This is a genomic window from Arcobacter venerupis, assembly GCF_013201665.1.
Classification (GTDB): Bacteria; Campylobacterota; Campylobacteria; order Campylobacterales; family Arcobacteraceae; genus Aliarcobacter; species Aliarcobacter venerupis.
On the sequence record NZ_CP053840.1, the window covers coordinates 129111 to 145942 of the forward strand.

Annotated in this window: 18 protein-coding genes and 1 tRNA gene; 10 read left to right on the forward strand and 9 right to left on the reverse strand. The window is 28.4% G+C overall.

Going from position 1 to position 16832, the window contains the following annotated elements:
- Nucleotides 1-2: 2 nt before the first annotated feature.
- From AVENP_RS00680 to AVENP_RS00690, 3 genes are read left to right on the forward strand one after another with little or no spacing between them, the layout of a single operon-like run.
- Complete coding sequence (locus AVENP_RS00680) at nt 3-3101, forward strand: efflux RND transporter permease subunit (RefSeq protein WP_128358293.1); 3099 nt, start codon at nt 3-5, stop codon at nt 3099-3101.
- 51 nt (nt 3102-3152) lie between these two features.
- Nucleotides 3153-3731 (forward strand): YceI family protein, encoded by a 579-nt coding sequence (locus AVENP_RS00685; RefSeq protein WP_128358294.1) that lies wholly within the window; start codon nt 3153-3155, stop codon nt 3729-3731.
- 53 nt (nt 3732-3784) lie between these two features.
- A complete protein-coding gene (locus AVENP_RS00690; protein ID WP_128358295.1) occupies nt 3785-4078 on the forward strand; it encodes an HvfA family oxazolone/thioamide-modified RiPP metallophore in 294 nt (97 codons plus the stop codon).
- 29 nt (nt 4079-4107) lie between these two features.
- On the opposite strand, the gene AVENP_RS00695 is transcribed toward AVENP_RS00690, so the two are convergent.
- The 9 genes from AVENP_RS00695 to AVENP_RS00735 all read right to left on the reverse strand — a co-directional run bounded on the left by AVENP_RS00695 (nt 4108) and on the right by AVENP_RS00735 (nt 11665).
- The gene (locus tag AVENP_RS00695) at nt 4108-5454 is read right to left on the reverse strand and encodes an MATE family efflux transporter (protein ID WP_228201850.1); all 1347 of its coding nucleotides are present in this window, start codon (nt 5452-5454) and stop codon (nt 4108-4110) included.
- A 17-nt stretch (nt 5455-5471) separates the two neighbouring features.
- Nucleotides 5472-6734, reverse strand: a complete 1263-nt coding sequence (locus tag AVENP_RS00700) for a homoserine dehydrogenase (protein WP_128358296.1) — start codon at nt 6732-6734, stop codon at nt 5472-5474.
- A 9-nt stretch (nt 6735-6743) separates the two neighbouring features.
- The gene (locus tag AVENP_RS00705) at nt 6744-7958 is read right to left on the reverse strand and encodes an LL-diaminopimelate aminotransferase (RefSeq protein ID WP_128358297.1); all 1215 of its coding nucleotides are present in this window, start codon (nt 7956-7958) and stop codon (nt 6744-6746) included.
- A gap of 4 nt (nt 7959-7962) precedes the next feature.
- Entirely contained in the window at nt 7963-8772 is an 810-nt protein-coding gene (locus AVENP_RS00710; protein ID WP_128358298.1) for a hypothetical protein, read from the reverse strand.
- A gap of 15 nt (nt 8773-8787) precedes the next feature.
- The gene (gene rlmB / locus AVENP_RS00715) at nt 8788-9477 is read right to left on the reverse strand and encodes a 23S rRNA (guanosine(2251)-2'-O)-methyltransferase RlmB (RefSeq protein ID WP_128358299.1); all 690 of its coding nucleotides are present in this window, start codon (nt 9475-9477) and stop codon (nt 8788-8790) included.
- Entirely contained in the window at nt 9474-10295 is an 822-nt protein-coding gene (rsmI, locus tag AVENP_RS00720; RefSeq protein WP_128358300.1) for a 16S rRNA (cytidine(1402)-2'-O)-methyltransferase, read from the reverse strand. The genes rlmB and rsmI overlap by 4 nt, the downstream gene beginning before the upstream one ends.
- Before the next feature lie 9 nt (nt 10296-10304).
- Nucleotides 10305-10508, reverse strand: a complete 204-nt coding sequence (gene rpmE / locus AVENP_RS00725; RefSeq protein ID WP_014472884.1) for a 50S ribosomal protein L31 — start codon at nt 10506-10508, stop codon at nt 10305-10307.
- 81 nt (nt 10509-10589) lie between these two features.
- Entirely contained in the window at nt 10590-11465 is an 876-nt protein-coding gene (gene miaA / locus AVENP_RS00730; RefSeq protein WP_128358301.1) for a tRNA (adenosine(37)-N6)-dimethylallyltransferase MiaA, read from the reverse strand.
- Nucleotides 11462-11665, reverse strand: a complete 204-nt coding sequence (locus AVENP_RS00735) for a hypothetical protein (RefSeq protein WP_128358302.1) — start codon at nt 11663-11665, stop codon at nt 11462-11464. Before AVENP_RS00735 ends, miaA begins: the two co-directional genes overlap by 4 nt.
- 90 nt (nt 11666-11755) lie before the next feature.
- Here AVENP_RS00735 and mqnP point away from each other — a divergent pair, with 90 nt between their 5' ends.
- The 7 genes from mqnP to AVENP_RS00770 all read left to right on the forward strand — a co-directional run bounded on the left by mqnP (nt 11756) and on the right by AVENP_RS00770 (nt 16764).
- Nucleotides 11756-12616, forward strand: a complete 861-nt coding sequence (gene mqnP, locus AVENP_RS00740; RefSeq protein WP_128358303.1) for a menaquinone biosynthesis prenyltransferase MqnP — start codon at nt 11756-11758, stop codon at nt 12614-12616.
- A 58-nt stretch (nt 12617-12674) separates the two neighbouring features.
- Nucleotides 12675-12751, forward strand: a tRNA-Arg gene (locus AVENP_RS00745).
- A gap of 269 nt (nt 12752-13020) precedes the next feature.
- Complete coding sequence (locus AVENP_RS00750) at nt 13021-13632, forward strand: hypothetical protein (protein ID WP_128358304.1); 612 nt, start codon at nt 13021-13023, stop codon at nt 13630-13632.
- A gap of 80 nt (nt 13633-13712) precedes the next feature.
- The gene (locus AVENP_RS00755) at nt 13713-14423 is read left to right on the forward strand and encodes a hypothetical protein (RefSeq protein ID WP_128358305.1); all 711 of its coding nucleotides are present in this window, start codon (nt 13713-13715) and stop codon (nt 14421-14423) included.
- A gap of 111 nt (nt 14424-14534) precedes the next feature.
- A complete protein-coding gene (locus AVENP_RS00760) occupies nt 14535-15275 on the forward strand; it encodes a hypothetical protein (RefSeq protein ID WP_128358306.1) in 741 nt (246 codons plus the stop codon).
- Nucleotides 15272-16009 (forward strand): hypothetical protein, encoded by a 738-nt coding sequence (locus tag AVENP_RS00765; protein ID WP_128358307.1) that lies wholly within the window; start codon nt 15272-15274, stop codon nt 16007-16009. The genes AVENP_RS00760 and AVENP_RS00765 overlap by 4 nt, the downstream gene beginning before the upstream one ends.
- Nucleotides 16006-16764, forward strand: a complete 759-nt coding sequence (locus AVENP_RS00770) for a hypothetical protein (protein ID WP_128358308.1) — start codon at nt 16006-16008, stop codon at nt 16762-16764. Before AVENP_RS00765 ends, AVENP_RS00770 begins: the two co-directional genes overlap by 4 nt.
- Nucleotides 16765-16832 lie beyond the last annotated feature (68 nt).

Below are 16832 nucleotides of genomic sequence, written 5' to 3' on the forward strand. Positions count from 1 at the left end.
TTATGGTAGAAAGTATAATTGCATATAGTATAAGAAATAAATTCTTAGTACTTTTTTTTGTAGGTATATTAACAATATCATCATTTTGGGCAGTTAAAAATACAAATCTAGATGCCTTACCTGATTTATCTCCGCCACAAGTTATCGTTCAAGTTGAATGGAATGGGCAAAGTCCAAAAACAATAGAAGAGCAAATCTCTTATCCCTTAATCTCAAATTTGATGAGTCTACCAAATATTCAAACAGTTCGCGCAATGAGTTCTTTTTCAAATGCAATGATATATATTATCTTCAAAGATGGAACTGATATTTATGATTCAAGAAGTAGAGTACTAGAGCAACTTTCAACTCTTCAAGGGACTTTCCCAACTGGTTCAACTGTTCAGTTAGGGCCAGATGCAACAGGTGTAGGTTGGGCTTATGAATATGCACTAAAATCAAAAACAAAAAGTTTAGAAGAGCTAAGAACTTTACAAGATTATTATTATAAATATGCACTTTTAGGAGTTGATGGAGTTAGTGAAATAGGTTCTATTGGTGGATATATAAAAAACTATGAAATAACTTTAAATCAAGATAAATTAGTTCAATATGACTTAGGTATAGATGATATAAAAAAGATTATTCAAGCAAATAATAATGATTTAGGTGGAGGAATAATTTTAGAAAAAGGTTATGAAAATATCATTACTGCTCGTGGTTACTTAAAATCTATAGATGATATTGAAAATATAACAATTAAAACATCAAACAATATTCCATTAAAAATAAAAGATATAGCAGATGTAAAAATAACATCAACCCCAAGAAGAGGAATGACTGATTTAAACGGTGATGGTGAAACAGTTGGTGGAATCGTAATAGTTCGTTATGGTGAGAATCCTTATTCTGTTATAAAAGCAGTAAAAGAGAAATTAAAAACATTAGAAATCCCTGATGTAGAAGTTATTGAAGTATATGATAGAAGTTCACTTATTGATAAAGCAATTGATACTTTAAAACATACTTTAATTGAGGAATCAATTATAGTAGCCATTATTTCAGGACTATTTTTATTTCATTTTAGATCAGCTTTGATAATAATCATAACTCTTCCAATAACAGTATTAATTAGCTTCTTATTGATGAAGCTTTTTGGAATAGGCTCAAATATTATGAGTTTAGGAGGAATTGCAATAGCAATTGGAGCAATGGTTGATGCAACAATTGTTATGGTTGAAAATGCCCACAAATATCTGCAAGGAAAAGAAAATATCTCAAATGAAGAGAGAACTGCAATTATAATTAAATCAGCAAAACAAGTTGGTCGGCCAATCTTTTTTGCTTTGATTTTAGTTGTTGTTTCATTTTTACCAATTTTTGCCCTAACAGGACAAGAAGGACGACTGTTTACTCCTCTTGCATTTACAAAATCTTTTGCGATGATGACAGGAGCCATATTATCAATAACTATAGTTCCTATTTTAATGATTTTTTTAATTCGTGGAAAAATTATGGCAGAAGATAAAAATATATTAAACAAGTTTTTTATTAATATATATTCACCTCTATTAAAAGCTGCTTTAAAATTTAGATATTTAATAGTAGCCATTTATTTAGCAACAATTGTTTTTGCATTTACTGTTTATGAAAAACAAAACTGGGAATTTATGCCAATGATGAATGAACAAACTTTTATGTATATGCCTGTAACTCCCTATGGAATAGGAGTTGATTTAGCAAAAGAGTTAGCACAAAAAACAAATATGGTTTTAAAATCATTCCCTGAAGTACAAACAGCTTTTGCAAAAGTTGGACGAGCTCAAACAGCAACAGATCCAGCACCACTTGCAATGATTGAAACAATAGTAACTTTCAAACCACAAGATGAGTGGAGAGAAGGAATGACATATAAAAAACTGATGGATGAAATGGACAAAAAACTTCAAGTTAATGGGCTAATTAATTCATGGACATATCCAATTAGAGGTCGTATTGACATGCTTTTAACTGGTATTAGAACACCTCTTGGAATAAAACTTTATGGAAATGACCATAAAGTTTTAGAAGAAACAGCTACAAAAATTGAAAAAGAGTTAAGAAAATATAAGGGAACTCTATCTGTATCATCTGACAAAATTAATTCAGGATATTACTTAAATATAGATATTAAAGAGGAGATGATTTCTAGATATGGAATAAATAAAAATGATATATTAGAAACTATCTCTTTAGGAGTTGGAGGAAGACAAATATCAACATTCTTTGATAAGTTAGAAAGATACCCAATAAGCCTAAGATTTGAAGCAAATCAAAGGGAAGATTTAACAACATTAGAAAATCTTCAAATAAAAACAAAATTAGGTTTCCAACCATTAAGACTATTTGCAGATTTAAAATATGAAGAGGGACCATCAGTTATAAAATCTGAAAAAGCATTAAATGTAAACTTTATCTATATAACACCAAATGATGGCGTTTCAACAAAACAATATAAAGATGAAGCAAAAGAATTGCTTAAAAATATCAACTTACCAGATGGTTACTATTTTGAGTGGGCAGGACAAAGTGAATACTTAGAATCTGCTATGAAAAAATTGCTTTATATTATTCCTTTGACTTTTATGATTATATTTATATTAATATATTTAGCATTAAAAAATATAGTTTATACATTGGTTATATTTTTTACCCTGCCCTTTGCATTAACTGGTGGAATATTCTATATAGATTATCTAAATTTTAATATTTCAATTGCAGTAATTGTTGGATTTCTAGCTTTATTAGGTGTTGCATCAGAGACATCAATTGTGATGCTTGTATATTTACATGAAGCAATGCTTGAATTAAAAGAAAAAGATGCGAATAGTTCAAAAGAAGAGATAGCAAAAGCAATTTATAAAGGTGCAGTTTTAAGGCTTAGACCAAAACTTATGACTTTATTTACAATTTTAGGAGGATTGATTCCCATTATGTATATTCATGGAGTTGGAAGTGAAGTAATGCAAAGAATTGCAGCACCTATGATTGGGGGAATGGCTACTTCAACTTTTTTAACTTTGATTATAATACCAGCAATATTTTATATGATAAAAATAAGAAATAATAGTTCTACACATTAATTAAACAAAAAATGTATAAAATTTGCCAATTAAAAAAAAGGAGAATTAAGAATGAGATCTATAGCGAAAATAGCAAGTGCTCTAATAATAAGTTTTGGTTTAGCAAATGCTAGTGAATATAAAATTGATAATGCACATACAAATGTTGGATTTATAGTTAAACATTTGATGATCACAAATGTAAAAGGTGAATTCAAAACATTTGATGCAAAAGTTGATTTTGATGAAGTAACAAAAACATTTAAAGTATTTAGTGCAAATGTTGATACAGCATCTGTTGATACAGGTATAGAGAAAAGAGATGCACATTTAAAAAGTGCAGATTTCTTTTTAAGTGATAAATTCCCTAAAATGACATTTGTAATGAAATCTTATAAAGCTGATGGAAATGAAGGTGAAATGAGTGGAGATTTAACAATAAGAGGAATAACAAAGCCTGTTGTGTTAAATGTTGAAGATTTGGCAACAATAAAAGATTTTGAAGGAAATAATAGAGTTGGATTTACTTTAAAAGGTAAAATTAATAGAATGGATTATGACTTAAAATGGAATAAAGCTTTAGAACTTGGTGGTGTAGCAGTTGCAGAAGAAGTGAAAATTTCTGTTGATGTTGAAGCGGTTGAAAAGTAATAACTTTTTTAAAATTATAAAATATTAATTAAATTTAAAATTAAGGATATAAAATGAATATGAAAACAAAATTAGCTGGGTTATTTTTAGGTGCATTACTTGCAACAACATCTGCATTTGCTGCTGATAGTTCAACTGCAACTGGTAAATGTGGTGGTGACATGAAAAAAGAAATGGTTGATAAAAAAGGTGCATCTTGTGGTACTGGAAAATGTGGCGCTAATATGAAAGCTGAAACTAAAAGCGGTTCTTGTGGAACAGGAAAATGTGGTGGCGATATGAAAAAAGACACTAAAGAAGAGTCTAAAAGTGGTTCTTGCGGAACAGGAAAATGTGGTTCTAAATAATTATTAAGAAGCCTTTTTTGGCTTCTTTTTTACAAGCTTTTATTACAAATCTTTTTTAATAAGCTATTTGTGTAAAAATATGCAAAAATCGCAGCACTATAAATCATAAATAAAATCCCAAACCATAAATAAATAAAATCAAGTTCAAAATATTTTACAATGAAATATGCAATTATTAGTTTTGCAAAAATTTGTCTATAAAGTCCAATGTATAAAAGCATTTTAGGTTCTTTAATCGCTTGAAGAGTTGATACACAAATGAATAAAACTACATAAGCATAAAATATCCAAATCTCAACGAGTAAATAACTTACTCCAAAATCAACAACAACTGGATTTGAATCAAATAAAGAAATTATGAATCTTCCTAAAATTGTAAGAGTTATTATTCCAATAGTTGAGATTATAAATCCATACTTTATTGAGACTTTTAAAGTTTCAATAACTCTATCATATTTTTTTGCTCCAAAGTTATTTGATACAAGGGTTAAAACAGCTGTATTTAGTCCAAGTGTAGGTAAAAGCATAAGTTGTTCTACTCTGTACCCTATTCCGTATCCTGCAACTGCTTGTACACCATAATGAGATACAAAATAAGTAAGAATTAGTGAACCAATAGACATTGTTAACATATTTAAGCTTGCTGGTAATCCTTGAGTAATAAAAAGTTTATAAACCCTAAGATTAGGCATAAAATATTCAAGCTTTTCAAAATGAACAAGTTTTGTTTGCAAAACTTTATAAAGCAGATAAAACATGTTAATAACTTGTATTAAAACAGTTGCAAGTGCAAGCCCTTTTATTCCAAGATTAAATCCATAAATAAATATAGGATTCAAAATTATATTTGCAAAAAAACCAAATATTAAACTATTTCTATAAGATTTTGTATCTCCAGTTGCTACTAATATTGAGTTTAAAGAGAAGTTAAACATAAAAAATATTGAACCAAATAAAATGGTATTTATATAATCAAGAGAGATTTGTAGATATTCATCTTTTGCACCTAAAAGCATAAAAAGATAAGGAGCTGCAAAATATCCAAGAATAGTTAAAACTATTCCAATTACTGGCACAAAAATAAGTCCTTTGTGGGCATAAATTGAAGCTAGTTTATATCTTTTTTTCCCAAGAGCATTTCCTAAAAGTGCTGTAATTGCTGAACTAAATCCATAACCAAAACCAATTATTAAGAAAAAAATCATAAAAGATAATGTTAATGCAGATATAGCTTGAGTTGAAATTAATCCTGCATAAAATGTATCAACAACATTGTACATTGTATTAAAAAACATTCCAACACTAGCAGGAATTGCTAGTTGTTTTATTAATGTTGGAATATTTTGAGTGGTGAGATTTTGTGAGTTTGTTTTCAAATTATGAAGAGCGAAAATTACTCTTCAATCCTAATCATTGCAGGTTTACATAAAACAACACCTGAATTTTCCAATTCATTTATAGCTTTTATAATATCTTTTTCAACAGAAGTATGAGTCGTAAGTAGTAAATTTGCACTTCCATTTTTTAATGGTTTTTGCATCATTGCTTCAATAGAAATAGAATTTTCACCTAAAATAGTTGCAATTCTTGCTAAAGTTCCTGATTTATCAGCAACTAAAAGTCTTAAATAATATTTTGTTTTGATATTATCTTTAGACATTAAAGTAATTTTCTCACCTGGTTGATTCTCAAAACCAAGCATTGGAGAACCTTTTCCTTTTCTTGCAATGTCAATTAAATTAGCTACAACAGCAGATGCTGTTGCATCACCACCCGCCCCTGCTCCATAAAACATAGTTTCACCAACTTTATCTCCAACAACAGAGATTCCATTCATAACACCATCTACTTTTGCAATCATTTTATTTTCAGGAATTAAAACAGGATGAACTCTTAATTCAACTTCATTTCCAACTTTTTTTGCAATTCCTAATAATTTAATTGAAAATTCAAACTCTTTAGCAAATGCAATATCTGCACTTGTAATGTTTTGAATTCCCTCAATTAAAATATCTTCAGGTTTTACATCAATTCCATAAGCGATAGATCCAAGAATTAAAAGTTTATGAGCAGCATCAAATCCACCAACATCAAAAGTTGGATCAGATTCTGCATAACCTAATTCTTGTGCTTCTTTTAATATTTCTAAATAATCAACACCATCATTTATCATTCGTGTTAGCATATAGTTACACGTTCCATTCATAATACCTTGAATAGATTTAATGTGATTAGCACTTAATCCATCTCTTAGAGCATTAATAATTGGAATTCCACCTGCAACTGCTGCTTCAAATTCAAAAGGAATGTCCCCAGCTAGTTCTTGAAGTTCATATCTGTGATATGCTAAAAGAGCTTTATTAGCAGTAACCACTGCTTTTCCTTTTAGTAAAGCTTTTCTTACAATCTCATTTGGCTTATCAATTCCACCCATTAACTCAACAACAACATCGATTGAATCATCATTTAAAACATCATCAATATCATCAGTTAATTTTATATCAACATTTCTAGTTTTATGTAAGTTTGAAACTACTCCAAGCACAGGTACAATCTCTTTTCCAGCTCGTGCGGTTATAATATTTTTATTATCTCTTAAAATATTTGCAACGCTAGCTCCAACTGTACCAACTCCAATAATTCCAACTCTTAACATAACTAATTCCTATTTTTCTAATGATTTTAAATATTTCTTTATATTTTTTGCAGCTTGTCTAATTCTTTTTTCATTCTCAATTAAAGCAATTCTTACATATTGGTCACCATAATGACCGAATCCAATACCAGGACTTACAGCCACATGAGCTTCTGTCAATAATTGTTTTGAGAATTCCATACTTCCTAAATGTGCTGCACATTCTGGAATTTTTGCCCAAATAAACATTGAAGCATTAGGTTTATTCATTTTCCACCCTGCTTCTGCGAATACTTCAAGCATTAAATCTCTTCTTTTTCTATATTTTTCAACATGTTCATCAACACAATCTTGTGGTCCATCAAGTGCTACAGTTGCAGCAATTTGAATTGGTGTGAACATTCCATAATCAAGCCAAGATTTAATTCTTTTTAAAGCTCCAATTAATCTTTCATTTCCAACGATACAACCAACTCTCCATCCTGCCATATTGTATGATTTACTTAAAGTAAAACACTCAACAGCAACATCTAAAGCACCCTCAGTTTGAAAAATTGAAGGAGTTTTATATCCATCAAATGTAATATCAGCATAAGCAATATCAGAGATAATATAAAATCTCTCTCTTTTTGCCATTGCCACTAATTTTGTATAAAATTCAGGCGTAACAGTTGCACAAGTAGGATTATGTGGAAAGTTAACAACAACAAACTTTACTTTTGGAATTGATTCATCAATTGTTTTTTGTAATCTTTTAAAGAAAAGATCTTCATCAACTTTAAATGCATCATCAAATCCTAATTCAAATTTATGAACAACAGCTCCATTTAACATAAATGCATATGAGTGAATTGGATAAGTTGGATCTGGAACTACAGCTACGTCACCCACATTTACAATTGCTTGAACTAAGTGAACATAACCTTCTTTTGAACCCATTGTTGCACAAACATGTAAGTTTGGATCTAAATAATCAACATCATATTTTCTTTTATACCAATTAGAAATTGCAAGTCTTAATTTATAAATACCTGCACTTGCACTATAACCATGATTTTTGGGTTTTCCAGCTGCTTCAATTAATTTATCAGTAATATGTTGTGGTGCTGGGCCATCAGGATTTCCCATAGAGAAATCAATCACATCTTCTCCCGCACGTCTAGCTTCCATTTTTATATTATTAACTTCTGCAAACACATAGTTTGGAAGTCTTTTCATTCTTTCAAATTCAAATTCTGGGAACATTTATTTACTCCTTAGTAATATTAATTCCTTGCTTGAGATTAGCAAGCGTATATAAATCATCAATTTTAATATATTTTGTATTATCAGGCACTTCGAGTTTTAAACTCTTTTGCAAACTATTTTCTTCATAAATACCAATTATATTTAATCCATTATCGTAAAAAACTACACTTGGGAACCAAGTGTTTCCACTATTAGATTTTATTGTGATAACAGAAGCATTTGCAACTTTTATCATATAAGGTTTTAGTGGTTTTCTTAAGGATAATTGATTGTTATTCTCTAGATTTTCTTCTTTATAAATTGAAGAATTAGTTGTATCTATTGAATAACTCCAATTATAGTCTCCCTCTCTTTTGATATCTACAATTCTACAATTAATTGATTGTAACTCTTGAGATAATCTGAGAGGGCTTATGGCGGCTGCAGTTTTTAGTTGAATAGACCATCTAAGATTATTATCAACAATAATTTCTTCTTTTGTGATAAAGTTTGGTTGACCTATTGCCTTTAAAATATCATTTAAATTTTTTAATGATTTTTTAGGATTACTATTAACATTAAATGTAACAGAAATATCTTGTGTTGATGAAAGATTTAATTTTAAAACGCCATTATTCATTAACTCTTGGATAATACGCGTGTAATCAATTTGATTATTTGTATAAAAATTACTTTCATTACTAAAAATATGATTAATTAGATTTTTGTGAGTATTGTAATCACTATTTCCTAATAAATCTTTTATTTTCATATCTAAGTTTGCACTTAACATTACACTTAATGCAATTATTAAAAGTATTTTTCTTATCACGGTATTATCTTTCTTTTATCTTTTTAGATTATAAATTAAAATCCCAGCAGCAACAGATACATTTAATGAGTCAAACTCATGTTCCATAGCAATTGAAACTTTTAAATCTAGTTTTTTAGCAACTTTAGGAGAGATACCTGTTCCTTCACTTCCTAAGAATAGGGCAACTTTATCAGTTTTTTCAATTTTTCCATATTTTTTTAAGTCTACACCATCTGTTGTTGCACCAATCAATGTGAAACCACAATCAATTAATTCACTTGCTAAATCAGCAGATCTTGGATGAACCATAAATGGTAAATCAAGTAATGCACCAGAACTTGTTCTTAAAATTCCAGAATCATTTACAGTTTTAATATCAGAAGCAATTAGTCCTTCTATTCCTAAAGAATAGGCAGTTCTAGCAATTGCTCCAATGTTTCCAACATCAGTAACACCATCAAGAACTAAAATAAAATTCATTTTTTTGAACTCTTTAATATCTGTATATTCAGAATGTGTTAGTTTTAAAAAGAAACCTTGGTGGTTTCCACCTTTTGCTAATGCTTGAGCTTTTTGATTATCCAATTTGTGGATTTTTTTGTCAAGTTTTGCAAATCTTGAGAAAAGTTTTTTATCAATCTCTTTTGAAAGAAAAACTTCTTCTATTAAGTGTGGGTGTTTGTCAAGTACATAAAGTACGATTTGTTTTCCATATATTATCATTCGGGGATTCTATCTAAAATTTGTTGATAAACCTCTTTTATTGATTGTCCAGTCATTTTTGCTATTAATTTAGCTTTTATTTTTGGTGCAATATCTAAAGATGTTATATCTTCTATATCAAGGTTAAAACCAACTGTCTCTTTTGGTTCAACAATCACAACCCATTCACCTCTAATATTCATATCTTTAAATTCGTTAAATAGATTTAAAGCTGAATTTTTAAAAGTTTTTTGGTGAAGTTTACTTATCTCTTTTGCTAAAAATATTGTTCTATTTGCATCTTTTATACTTAGTTCTTCAAGTAATTTTAAAAGTCTATGTGGTGATTCATAAAGAATTGCTAATTTATCATCATTTAAAACATCACTAAGTTTTGAAGCACGACTTGCACCTTTATGGTCTAAAAATCCATAAAATGAAAAAGTTGTGTGACTGAATCCACTCATTGCATATGCTGTTAAAATTGCATTTGCACCAGGCAAAACATCATAAGTGATATTGTTTTTTATGCAATAATCAACCAGTGTAGCACCAGGATCACTAACGCAAGGCATTCCTGCATCACTTACATAAACAACATTTTTAGTAAAAGTCTCTTTTGTTAAAGATTGTAAAATTTGATTTTCATTGTGTGAGTGAAAAGATTTATATTCTTTATTTGAAAAGTCTAGGTTATTTTTTTCACCTAAAAGATTTAGAAGTTTTTTTGTTACTCTTGTATCTTCACAAAAAATAAGTTCCGCATCCATTAGGACGCTTAAAGACCTTTTTGAAATATCTTCAAGATTTCCTATTGGAGTTGGAACTAAGCACAACATAATATTGTACTATTTAGCCATGTTATATTTAGCTTTGAATTTCTCAACTCTACCAGCAGCATCAACAAGTTTTTGCTCACCTGTAAAGAATGGGTGACAAGATGAACAAATGTCGATTCTTAAAGACTCAACATTTGATTTTGTTTCAAATGTGTTACCACAAGCACAAGAAATTGTACAAACTTTATAATCTGGATGAATATCTTTTTTCATGCCATAATCCTTAATGTAATTAATGTTTAGTAAAAGGTCAAGTCTATTGCTAGCCCTTTAAAAAACTCTTTAGGGACGGGATTATAACGAAAAATACTTAATAATATCTGAATTTAAGTTTTCTATTATATTGGATGTTTTATCTAAAAATTGTGACTTATTAAAAGTATTTTGTCTTTTTGCAAGTTTTGCCGTATTCGCAGATAATTTCTCTTCTAATTCTTGTTTTGAAAGTTTCCCATCTAAATACTCTAAAGTCTCAATAATTCCAATAGAAGCCATACAATTTGGCTCTCTTGTGTATTTTTTTTCTAAAAATATAACTTCATCAATAAGTCCTGAATTTACCATGATTTTTGTTCGTAAAGCAATTCTATTTTTTAATTCCTCTTTGTCCCAAAGAATTTCAAAAATTTTTAAATCTTTTGCAACAGCAATTTTAGGATTTTTTTCAAAATAAGAAGTAGGGCTAAGACCAGTTTCTTTGTAAATAGCATAAGCTTTTTCGATTCTGTATCTATCATTTTTTTCAATTTTTTGCATATATTCTTTATCTATTTCATACAGTAAATCATAAGCATCTTGTTGAGGAATATCAAGTTTGATTTTTGAATCAACGCCTTTTGACAATCCATCAATCAAAGCTTTTAAATAAAATCCAGTTCCACCAACGATGATTAAATTTTTCTCATTTTTGATTGCATAATCTTTAGCTTTTTTATAAAGCTCAATAAATTTAACAACATCAAACTCTTCATTTGGAAAAACTTCGTCTATTCCAAAATGAATTATATTTCCTCTCTCTTCTAGGCTTGGTTTTGCAGAAGCTATTTCTATCTCTTTATAAACACAAAGAGAATCAAGAGATAAGATTATAGAGTTAGTTTTATTTGCGATTTCTAAAGATAGGGCAGTTTTACCTGAAGCAGTTGAACCAATTATTGCGATTTCTTTCATGATTTTACTTTTGAATTTTTACAATCTTCTAATTTTTGATTTAATTCATTTATCTCTTTTTCTTTTTGAATAAGAGTTCTTAAAAGATCAGATACATCTTTTGAACCAGAATCTATAACATCATTTTGGGTTTTTGAAACACAAGCTGTAAAGCTAAAAGATAAAAGTAGGGCACTTATAAATAGGGTGATTTTAAACATTAATTTCTTTCATAATAAAATAAAATTGATTATAACTAGAAAAAGTTTAATTCTAATTTTTTTAATAATATCTTAGATACAATCCTTTTTATGAATAAGCTTATAAAAAAACTAAACGATTTTAACGAACTTGTTATGTTCAAACACTCTATTTTTTCCCTACCTTTTATTTTTATTGCGATGGTAGTTGCAGCAAATGGTTGGTTTGGATTTAAACTTTTTGTTTTGGGAATTCTCGCAGCTCTAACTGCAAGAAACTTTGCTATGGGATTTAATAGATTTATGGATAGAGATATAGATGCTTTGAATCCGCGAACTATAAATAGACCAAATGTTGATGGAAGAATAAGTGCTTCTTCTATGTTTATCTTTGTACTTTTAAATGCTTTGGGATTTATTTTAGTTGCATATTTCGTAAATGATTTAGCTTTATATTTATCAATTCCAATTTTAATAGTGATTGGTTCATACTCATATTTCAAAAGATTTTCTTATTTAGCCCATGTTATTTTAGGTATCTCTTTAGGACTTGCCCCAATTGCTGGTGTTGTAGCTGTTAGTGAAACTATTCCTTTTTGGGCAGTTTTATTAAGTATTGGAGTTATGTTTTGGGTTGCGGGCTTTGATTTACTTTACTCTTTACAAGATATTGAAGTTGATAAAAAATTAGGACTTCACTCAATTCCCTCAAAATTTGGTGTTGAAAAAACAATGAAAATTTCAAAGATTTTTCATGCTTTAACTGTAATTTTTTGGCTTTTATTTGTAATAGTTTCAGGAAGTTCATATTTTGCTTATCTTGCAGTTATCCTTAGTGCGATGATGTTATCTTATGAACATTATTTAGTAAATAAGGATTTCAAAAAAATAGATAAAGCCTTTTTTACAGTGAATGGTTACTTAGGAATTATGTTTTTTATTTTGATTGTATTAGATAATATTTTCTTTTAATTGAATTTTTAAGTAAGGCTGTGCTATTATTCCAGCCTTATTTTTAAGAATGTTAAATGCGTCTGTGGCTCAACTGGATAGAGCATCGGGTTTCGGCCCCGGCGGTTACAGGTTCGACTCCTGTCAGGCGTACCATAAAAAAGCCCGATTTAATGACTCTTTAGAGTTTTTAAATCGGGCTTTTTTTATTTATAAACAAAAAAAATCACATATGACAATTCTTCAGAATTTAAAAAAAAGTAATAAAATAAGAATAATAAATTTGTAAATTAAAGACAATAATTACAAAGCTTGTAACTAAATATAATAGAAAAATAATTATATTATAACTTTTTAAGTTAATTTTTAACCCTGCTTATGTTAGAATAACTTTGAAGTTAGAATATATCTACTTAAGGAAAAAAATGCCCTATTTTGTTTCATCGATAATTGCTATTGTTAGTGCAATGATCATTATGTTTACAAGATATGAAGCAGATGATAGTTCTATTACTGCTGAACTTGATAGAATGAAGTCAATGTTTTTAATGGTTGATGGATTTACAAATACATATGTTCAATCTGGTGGTGATTTGACAGATGTCAATTTCCAAAAATTATCGTGTTCCGGAATATTGTCAGGTAACATAAAAGATACTTTATCATCAACAAATTGTGATACAACAGTTACTGCTGATGGCGCTACTGACAATGTAACAGATAGTTTTAATGCTTCAAAATTAACTTTTCCATCTAATTCAGTTATTTGGCAGTTGATTCCTGTACCTAGCACAGATGGAAATTATGGCACATCTTCAGGAAGTGCATACAAACTTCTAGTTGATATGAGAAAAAATAGTTCTTTGATGAGTAAAGCTATTTTTGCAGAGAGTTTTTCTGGTAGAGAATTTTGCGAAAAAATGTTATTTGGTACTTTAGAGTTAAATCGTACCTCTTACGATCCAAATACAAAAAATTTTACTGGAGCAAGTACAAATAAAAGTGATGGGCTTTTTGTTTGTATTGTATTCAAGTAAATTGGTGCAACTAAAAGAAGTTGTAGTATAATACCGACCTCAAGGTCTAAAAAATTTAACTTAACAAAAAGGATAGAAGTATGCCACAGTTAATAGCAATGGTAATCGTAGTTGTTGGAGCAATGATTTATATGTTCCAAACATTTGGTGGAACAGGTGATAAAATTGAGGGAATAGCTCAAAAAACAAGTATTATTACTGAGATTAATAATATTAAAGATGGTGTAAAAATTGCAGCAAAATCAGGACAAATTGCAGCTACAGCAAAAGATGATAAAGTAAATAATTTAAAAGGATTAGCATCTTTATCTTACTTTGCAGAACAAATTAATGCACAATTAACTGATACAACAAATAATGCTGCAAATGCAAATATATATAATGCAATCTCATTTGGAGGAGGAGTTATTACAGGAGCAGATAATAATAGTGATATGCAGATTTCACTAGTTACTCCTGCAGTATCAGGTACTGTAAAAAGAACACCTGGAATTTTTGTTGACTTTTCTAAAGGTGGTTTAAAAACAAATGCTGCATTTTTAGAATCTCAAATTGCAAATGATTTATCGGCTGTAGCATTTATAGATAGAACATCAACAACTGCAACTGCAAAAGCTGGAGTTATTAATGATGCTGGTTCAGCAATTGAAAAAAGAACACCTGCTATTGGTAAAACAAAACAAGATGCAAATGGTAATACTGTAGCGGATGATCCAACAAGTGCAGAATTAGGTGATGGTAAATTCATTATTTACTTTAAAGATTTTGGTTCTGATGAAGTTGTACAATAATATTTAGGCATAAGCCTAAATATTATATTTTTTAAACTAAAAACTAAGTATTAAAAATCTAATAGTATTTACTTTTTATTTTAAGTTTCTTTTTTTGAAGGGTTTTTATTAATGTTTGGAAATATATGGCTATCGTCTGCTCTTATTGTTACAGCTATATTTTCAGCATCTGCTATGTACAAATCATATAGTGATATTCAAGAAGCAAAACAAATCCAAGAAAATTACGAAATAATCTCAGAAATCAAAACGCTTTTAGCCAAGCAATACAACAAAAATCCCCAAGATATTACAAGAGATGAAATAATCGCCAATTTACCAAAAAGTGAAAATTGGGAAAAAGTTTTATTACTTGATAGAAATAAAAATAGCACTTTAACAAATAAAGAGGTAGTTAATAGTGATGGTAATCTTGAAATAAGTCAAGATGAAAAGTTAAAACTTCTAGCCTTAAAAGCAAAATTAAAAAATATTACAGATGTTTCAACTTTTACCGCAGATACAACAACAAAAAAATATACTTTTCCAGTAGGAAAAATAGAACAAAATAGTGTCATAACAGATCCAGATATTGAAGATAGTTTAACAAGAGCTATTCATTCTTTATCTGAGAGCATATTGTATACAACAGGTTCAAATAAACAAGTTGTTCTAGATAATATAATAGAAGAGTTTACTCCTTATGATAAATTGTATTTTAATTTCTTAAAAAGTGGTGAAACTATTATTAGTGCAGATACTTTGAAAACTAGACAAAAAGCATATTTTAAAACAAAAATAAAAGAAAAACTTTATTTAAATGAAAGTGCTCTTGATACTAGACTATATAAAGAATTGAAAGATATATTATGAAAAAAATTCTGATTATATTTTTTATCTTTTTTTCTTTCTCTTTTTCTTTGGAGCTAAATTTAAACAATTTTGAAGACAGACAAGCAGCTCTTAGAGATGTAAAAACTCTTATCTTATATGAAGAATCAATAGCAAAAGCTTATGAAGAGTATATTTTAACAAATTATTCAATTCCCACATTAACTCAAATAACTTCTTTAATAGAAAATATTTCCCTTATAAATCCAATAAACTCAACTTTTACTTTAGATGGTACTTTAATGAAAATCTCTTATGGTTTAATTGATGAAATAAAAGCAGACAGTTCAATAAAAGCTTTATATGAAAGTAATACCTATAGAAAAAGAACATTTTTCAGAAATGATAAAATTAGCTTTATATTAGAAGATGAATTTGCAAAACATTTATATGATTTAATAAAACAAAGTGGAGAGATTATTAATTGTCCAACTAACTCAGGCACAATTACTAAAGTAAACTGTAAACAAAGTAACCATATTTATATAGGTGTAACTAATATAAAAAAAGATACTAGAGTAAATACATATGAGCCAGATGTTTATTTAATGGTTTATAGTATTGATAAGTTTAAAACAGGACCAATAGTAATTACTGCTGATAGTACAGAATATACTCAAAGTGAATTTGATTCTATACCAAAAGGTGCATTACTTTATGATGTAGTGGGAGTTAAATATGTAAAAACTATTGATGGAATTAAGGCTTTAAAATGATAAAAAATTTCTTTTATTCAATTTTATTATTTATACCATTATTTGCAGTTGATACTTTAACTGTAGATAATTTAACAGCTCAAAAACAAGATACATTGTATATTCAGAATATGATAGAAATAGAAGAGAATATTGCTAAAAATTTTGAAAAATATCTTTTGACAGAGTATTCAATCCCTACTATGGAGAAGTTAATAAGTGATGATTATTTAGGAAGTAATTTTTCAGTCATTAATAAAATGGGAGAGAACATAGATTTTAAAGATAGCTCTTTATTACAACTAAAATATGCAGTTACAAAAGATGCGTATAGAAAAAAAAGAGATTTAACAGTTGGAATTGATAATTATATAATTCAGCTTTATAATAGGGATTTGTACCGAAACTATACTTATGCTTATGATGATACAACGGATAATTCAAAATCATATATAGAATTTAAATTAAAATCAGCAGAAGCAAAAACGATATTTAAAATTTTAAATTCAGGATCAACTATAGCAAAAACCTGTATAGATTCTTTGAAAAATACATATTGTAATTATGATACAAATTCTATTAGATGGTATAACAGTGCATCTAACTGGATAGAATATGATAAAAAAAATTTTGAAGATGGGAATGTAACGGTAGTTAGTTCATCAGTAATAAATGATCCAAAACTAGATAATTTAAAAGTTGGTGTATATATATTTATACAAAATACTTCTAGATATGTGAAATTAATAGATAATAAAATTTTAAAGGTTGACTAAATTAAAACTCTAATATCAATACTAATATTTTTTAACTTTCTTTTGGCATCAAATGAAAATATATCATT

What these genes read in the sequence shown, in the direction of transcription:
- AVENP_RS00680 (WP_128358293.1), top strand. Translation starts at nt 3, where the DNA reads ATGGTAGAAAGTATAATTGCATATAGTATAAGAAATAAATTCTTAGTA.
- AVENP_RS00685 (WP_128358294.1), top strand. Translation starts at nt 3,153, where the DNA reads ATGAGATCTATAGCGAAAATAGCAAGTGCTCTAATAATAAGTTTTGGT.
- AVENP_RS00690 (WP_128358295.1), top strand. Translation starts at nt 3,785, where the DNA reads ATGAATATGAAAACAAAATTAGCTGGGTTATTTTTAGGTGCATTACTT.
- AVENP_RS00700 (WP_128358296.1), bottom strand. Translation starts at nt 6,734, where the DNA reads ATGTTAAGAGTTGGAATTATTGGAGTTGGTACAGTTGGAGCTAGCGTT.
- AVENP_RS00705 (WP_128358297.1), bottom strand. Translation starts at nt 7,958, where the DNA reads ATGTTCCCAGAATTTGAATTTGAAAGAATGAAAAGACTTCCAAACTAT.
- rlmB (WP_128358299.1), bottom strand. Translation starts at nt 9,477, where the DNA reads ATGATAATATATGGAAAACAAATCGTACTTTATGTACTTGACAAACAC.
- rsmI (WP_128358300.1), bottom strand. Translation starts at nt 10,295, where the DNA reads ATGTTGTGCTTAGTTCCAACTCCAATAGGAAATCTTGAAGATATTTCA.
- rpmE (WP_014472884.1), bottom strand. Translation starts at nt 10,508, where the DNA reads ATGAAAAAAGATATTCATCCAGATTATAAAGTTTGTACAATTTCTTGT.
- miaA (WP_128358301.1), bottom strand. Translation starts at nt 11,465, where the DNA reads ATGAAAGAAATCGCAATAATTGGTTCAACTGCTTCAGGTAAAACTGCC.
- AVENP_RS00735 (WP_128358302.1), bottom strand. Translation starts at nt 11,665, where the DNA reads ATGTTTAAAATCACCCTATTTATAAGTGCCCTACTTTTATCTTTTAGC.
- mqnP (WP_128358303.1), top strand. Translation starts at nt 11,756, where the DNA reads ATGAATAAGCTTATAAAAAAACTAAACGATTTTAACGAACTTGTTATG.
- AVENP_RS00750 (WP_128358304.1), top strand. Translation starts at nt 13,021, where the DNA reads ATGCCCTATTTTGTTTCATCGATAATTGCTATTGTTAGTGCAATGATC.
- AVENP_RS00755 (WP_128358305.1), top strand. Translation starts at nt 13,713, where the DNA reads ATGCCACAGTTAATAGCAATGGTAATCGTAGTTGTTGGAGCAATGATT.
- AVENP_RS00760 (WP_128358306.1), top strand. Translation starts at nt 14,535, where the DNA reads ATGTTTGGAAATATATGGCTATCGTCTGCTCTTATTGTTACAGCTATA.
- AVENP_RS00765 (WP_128358307.1), top strand. Translation starts at nt 15,272, where the DNA reads ATGAAAAAAATTCTGATTATATTTTTTATCTTTTTTTCTTTCTCTTTT.
- AVENP_RS00770 (WP_128358308.1), top strand. Translation starts at nt 16,006, where the DNA reads ATGATAAAAAATTTCTTTTATTCAATTTTATTATTTATACCATTATTT.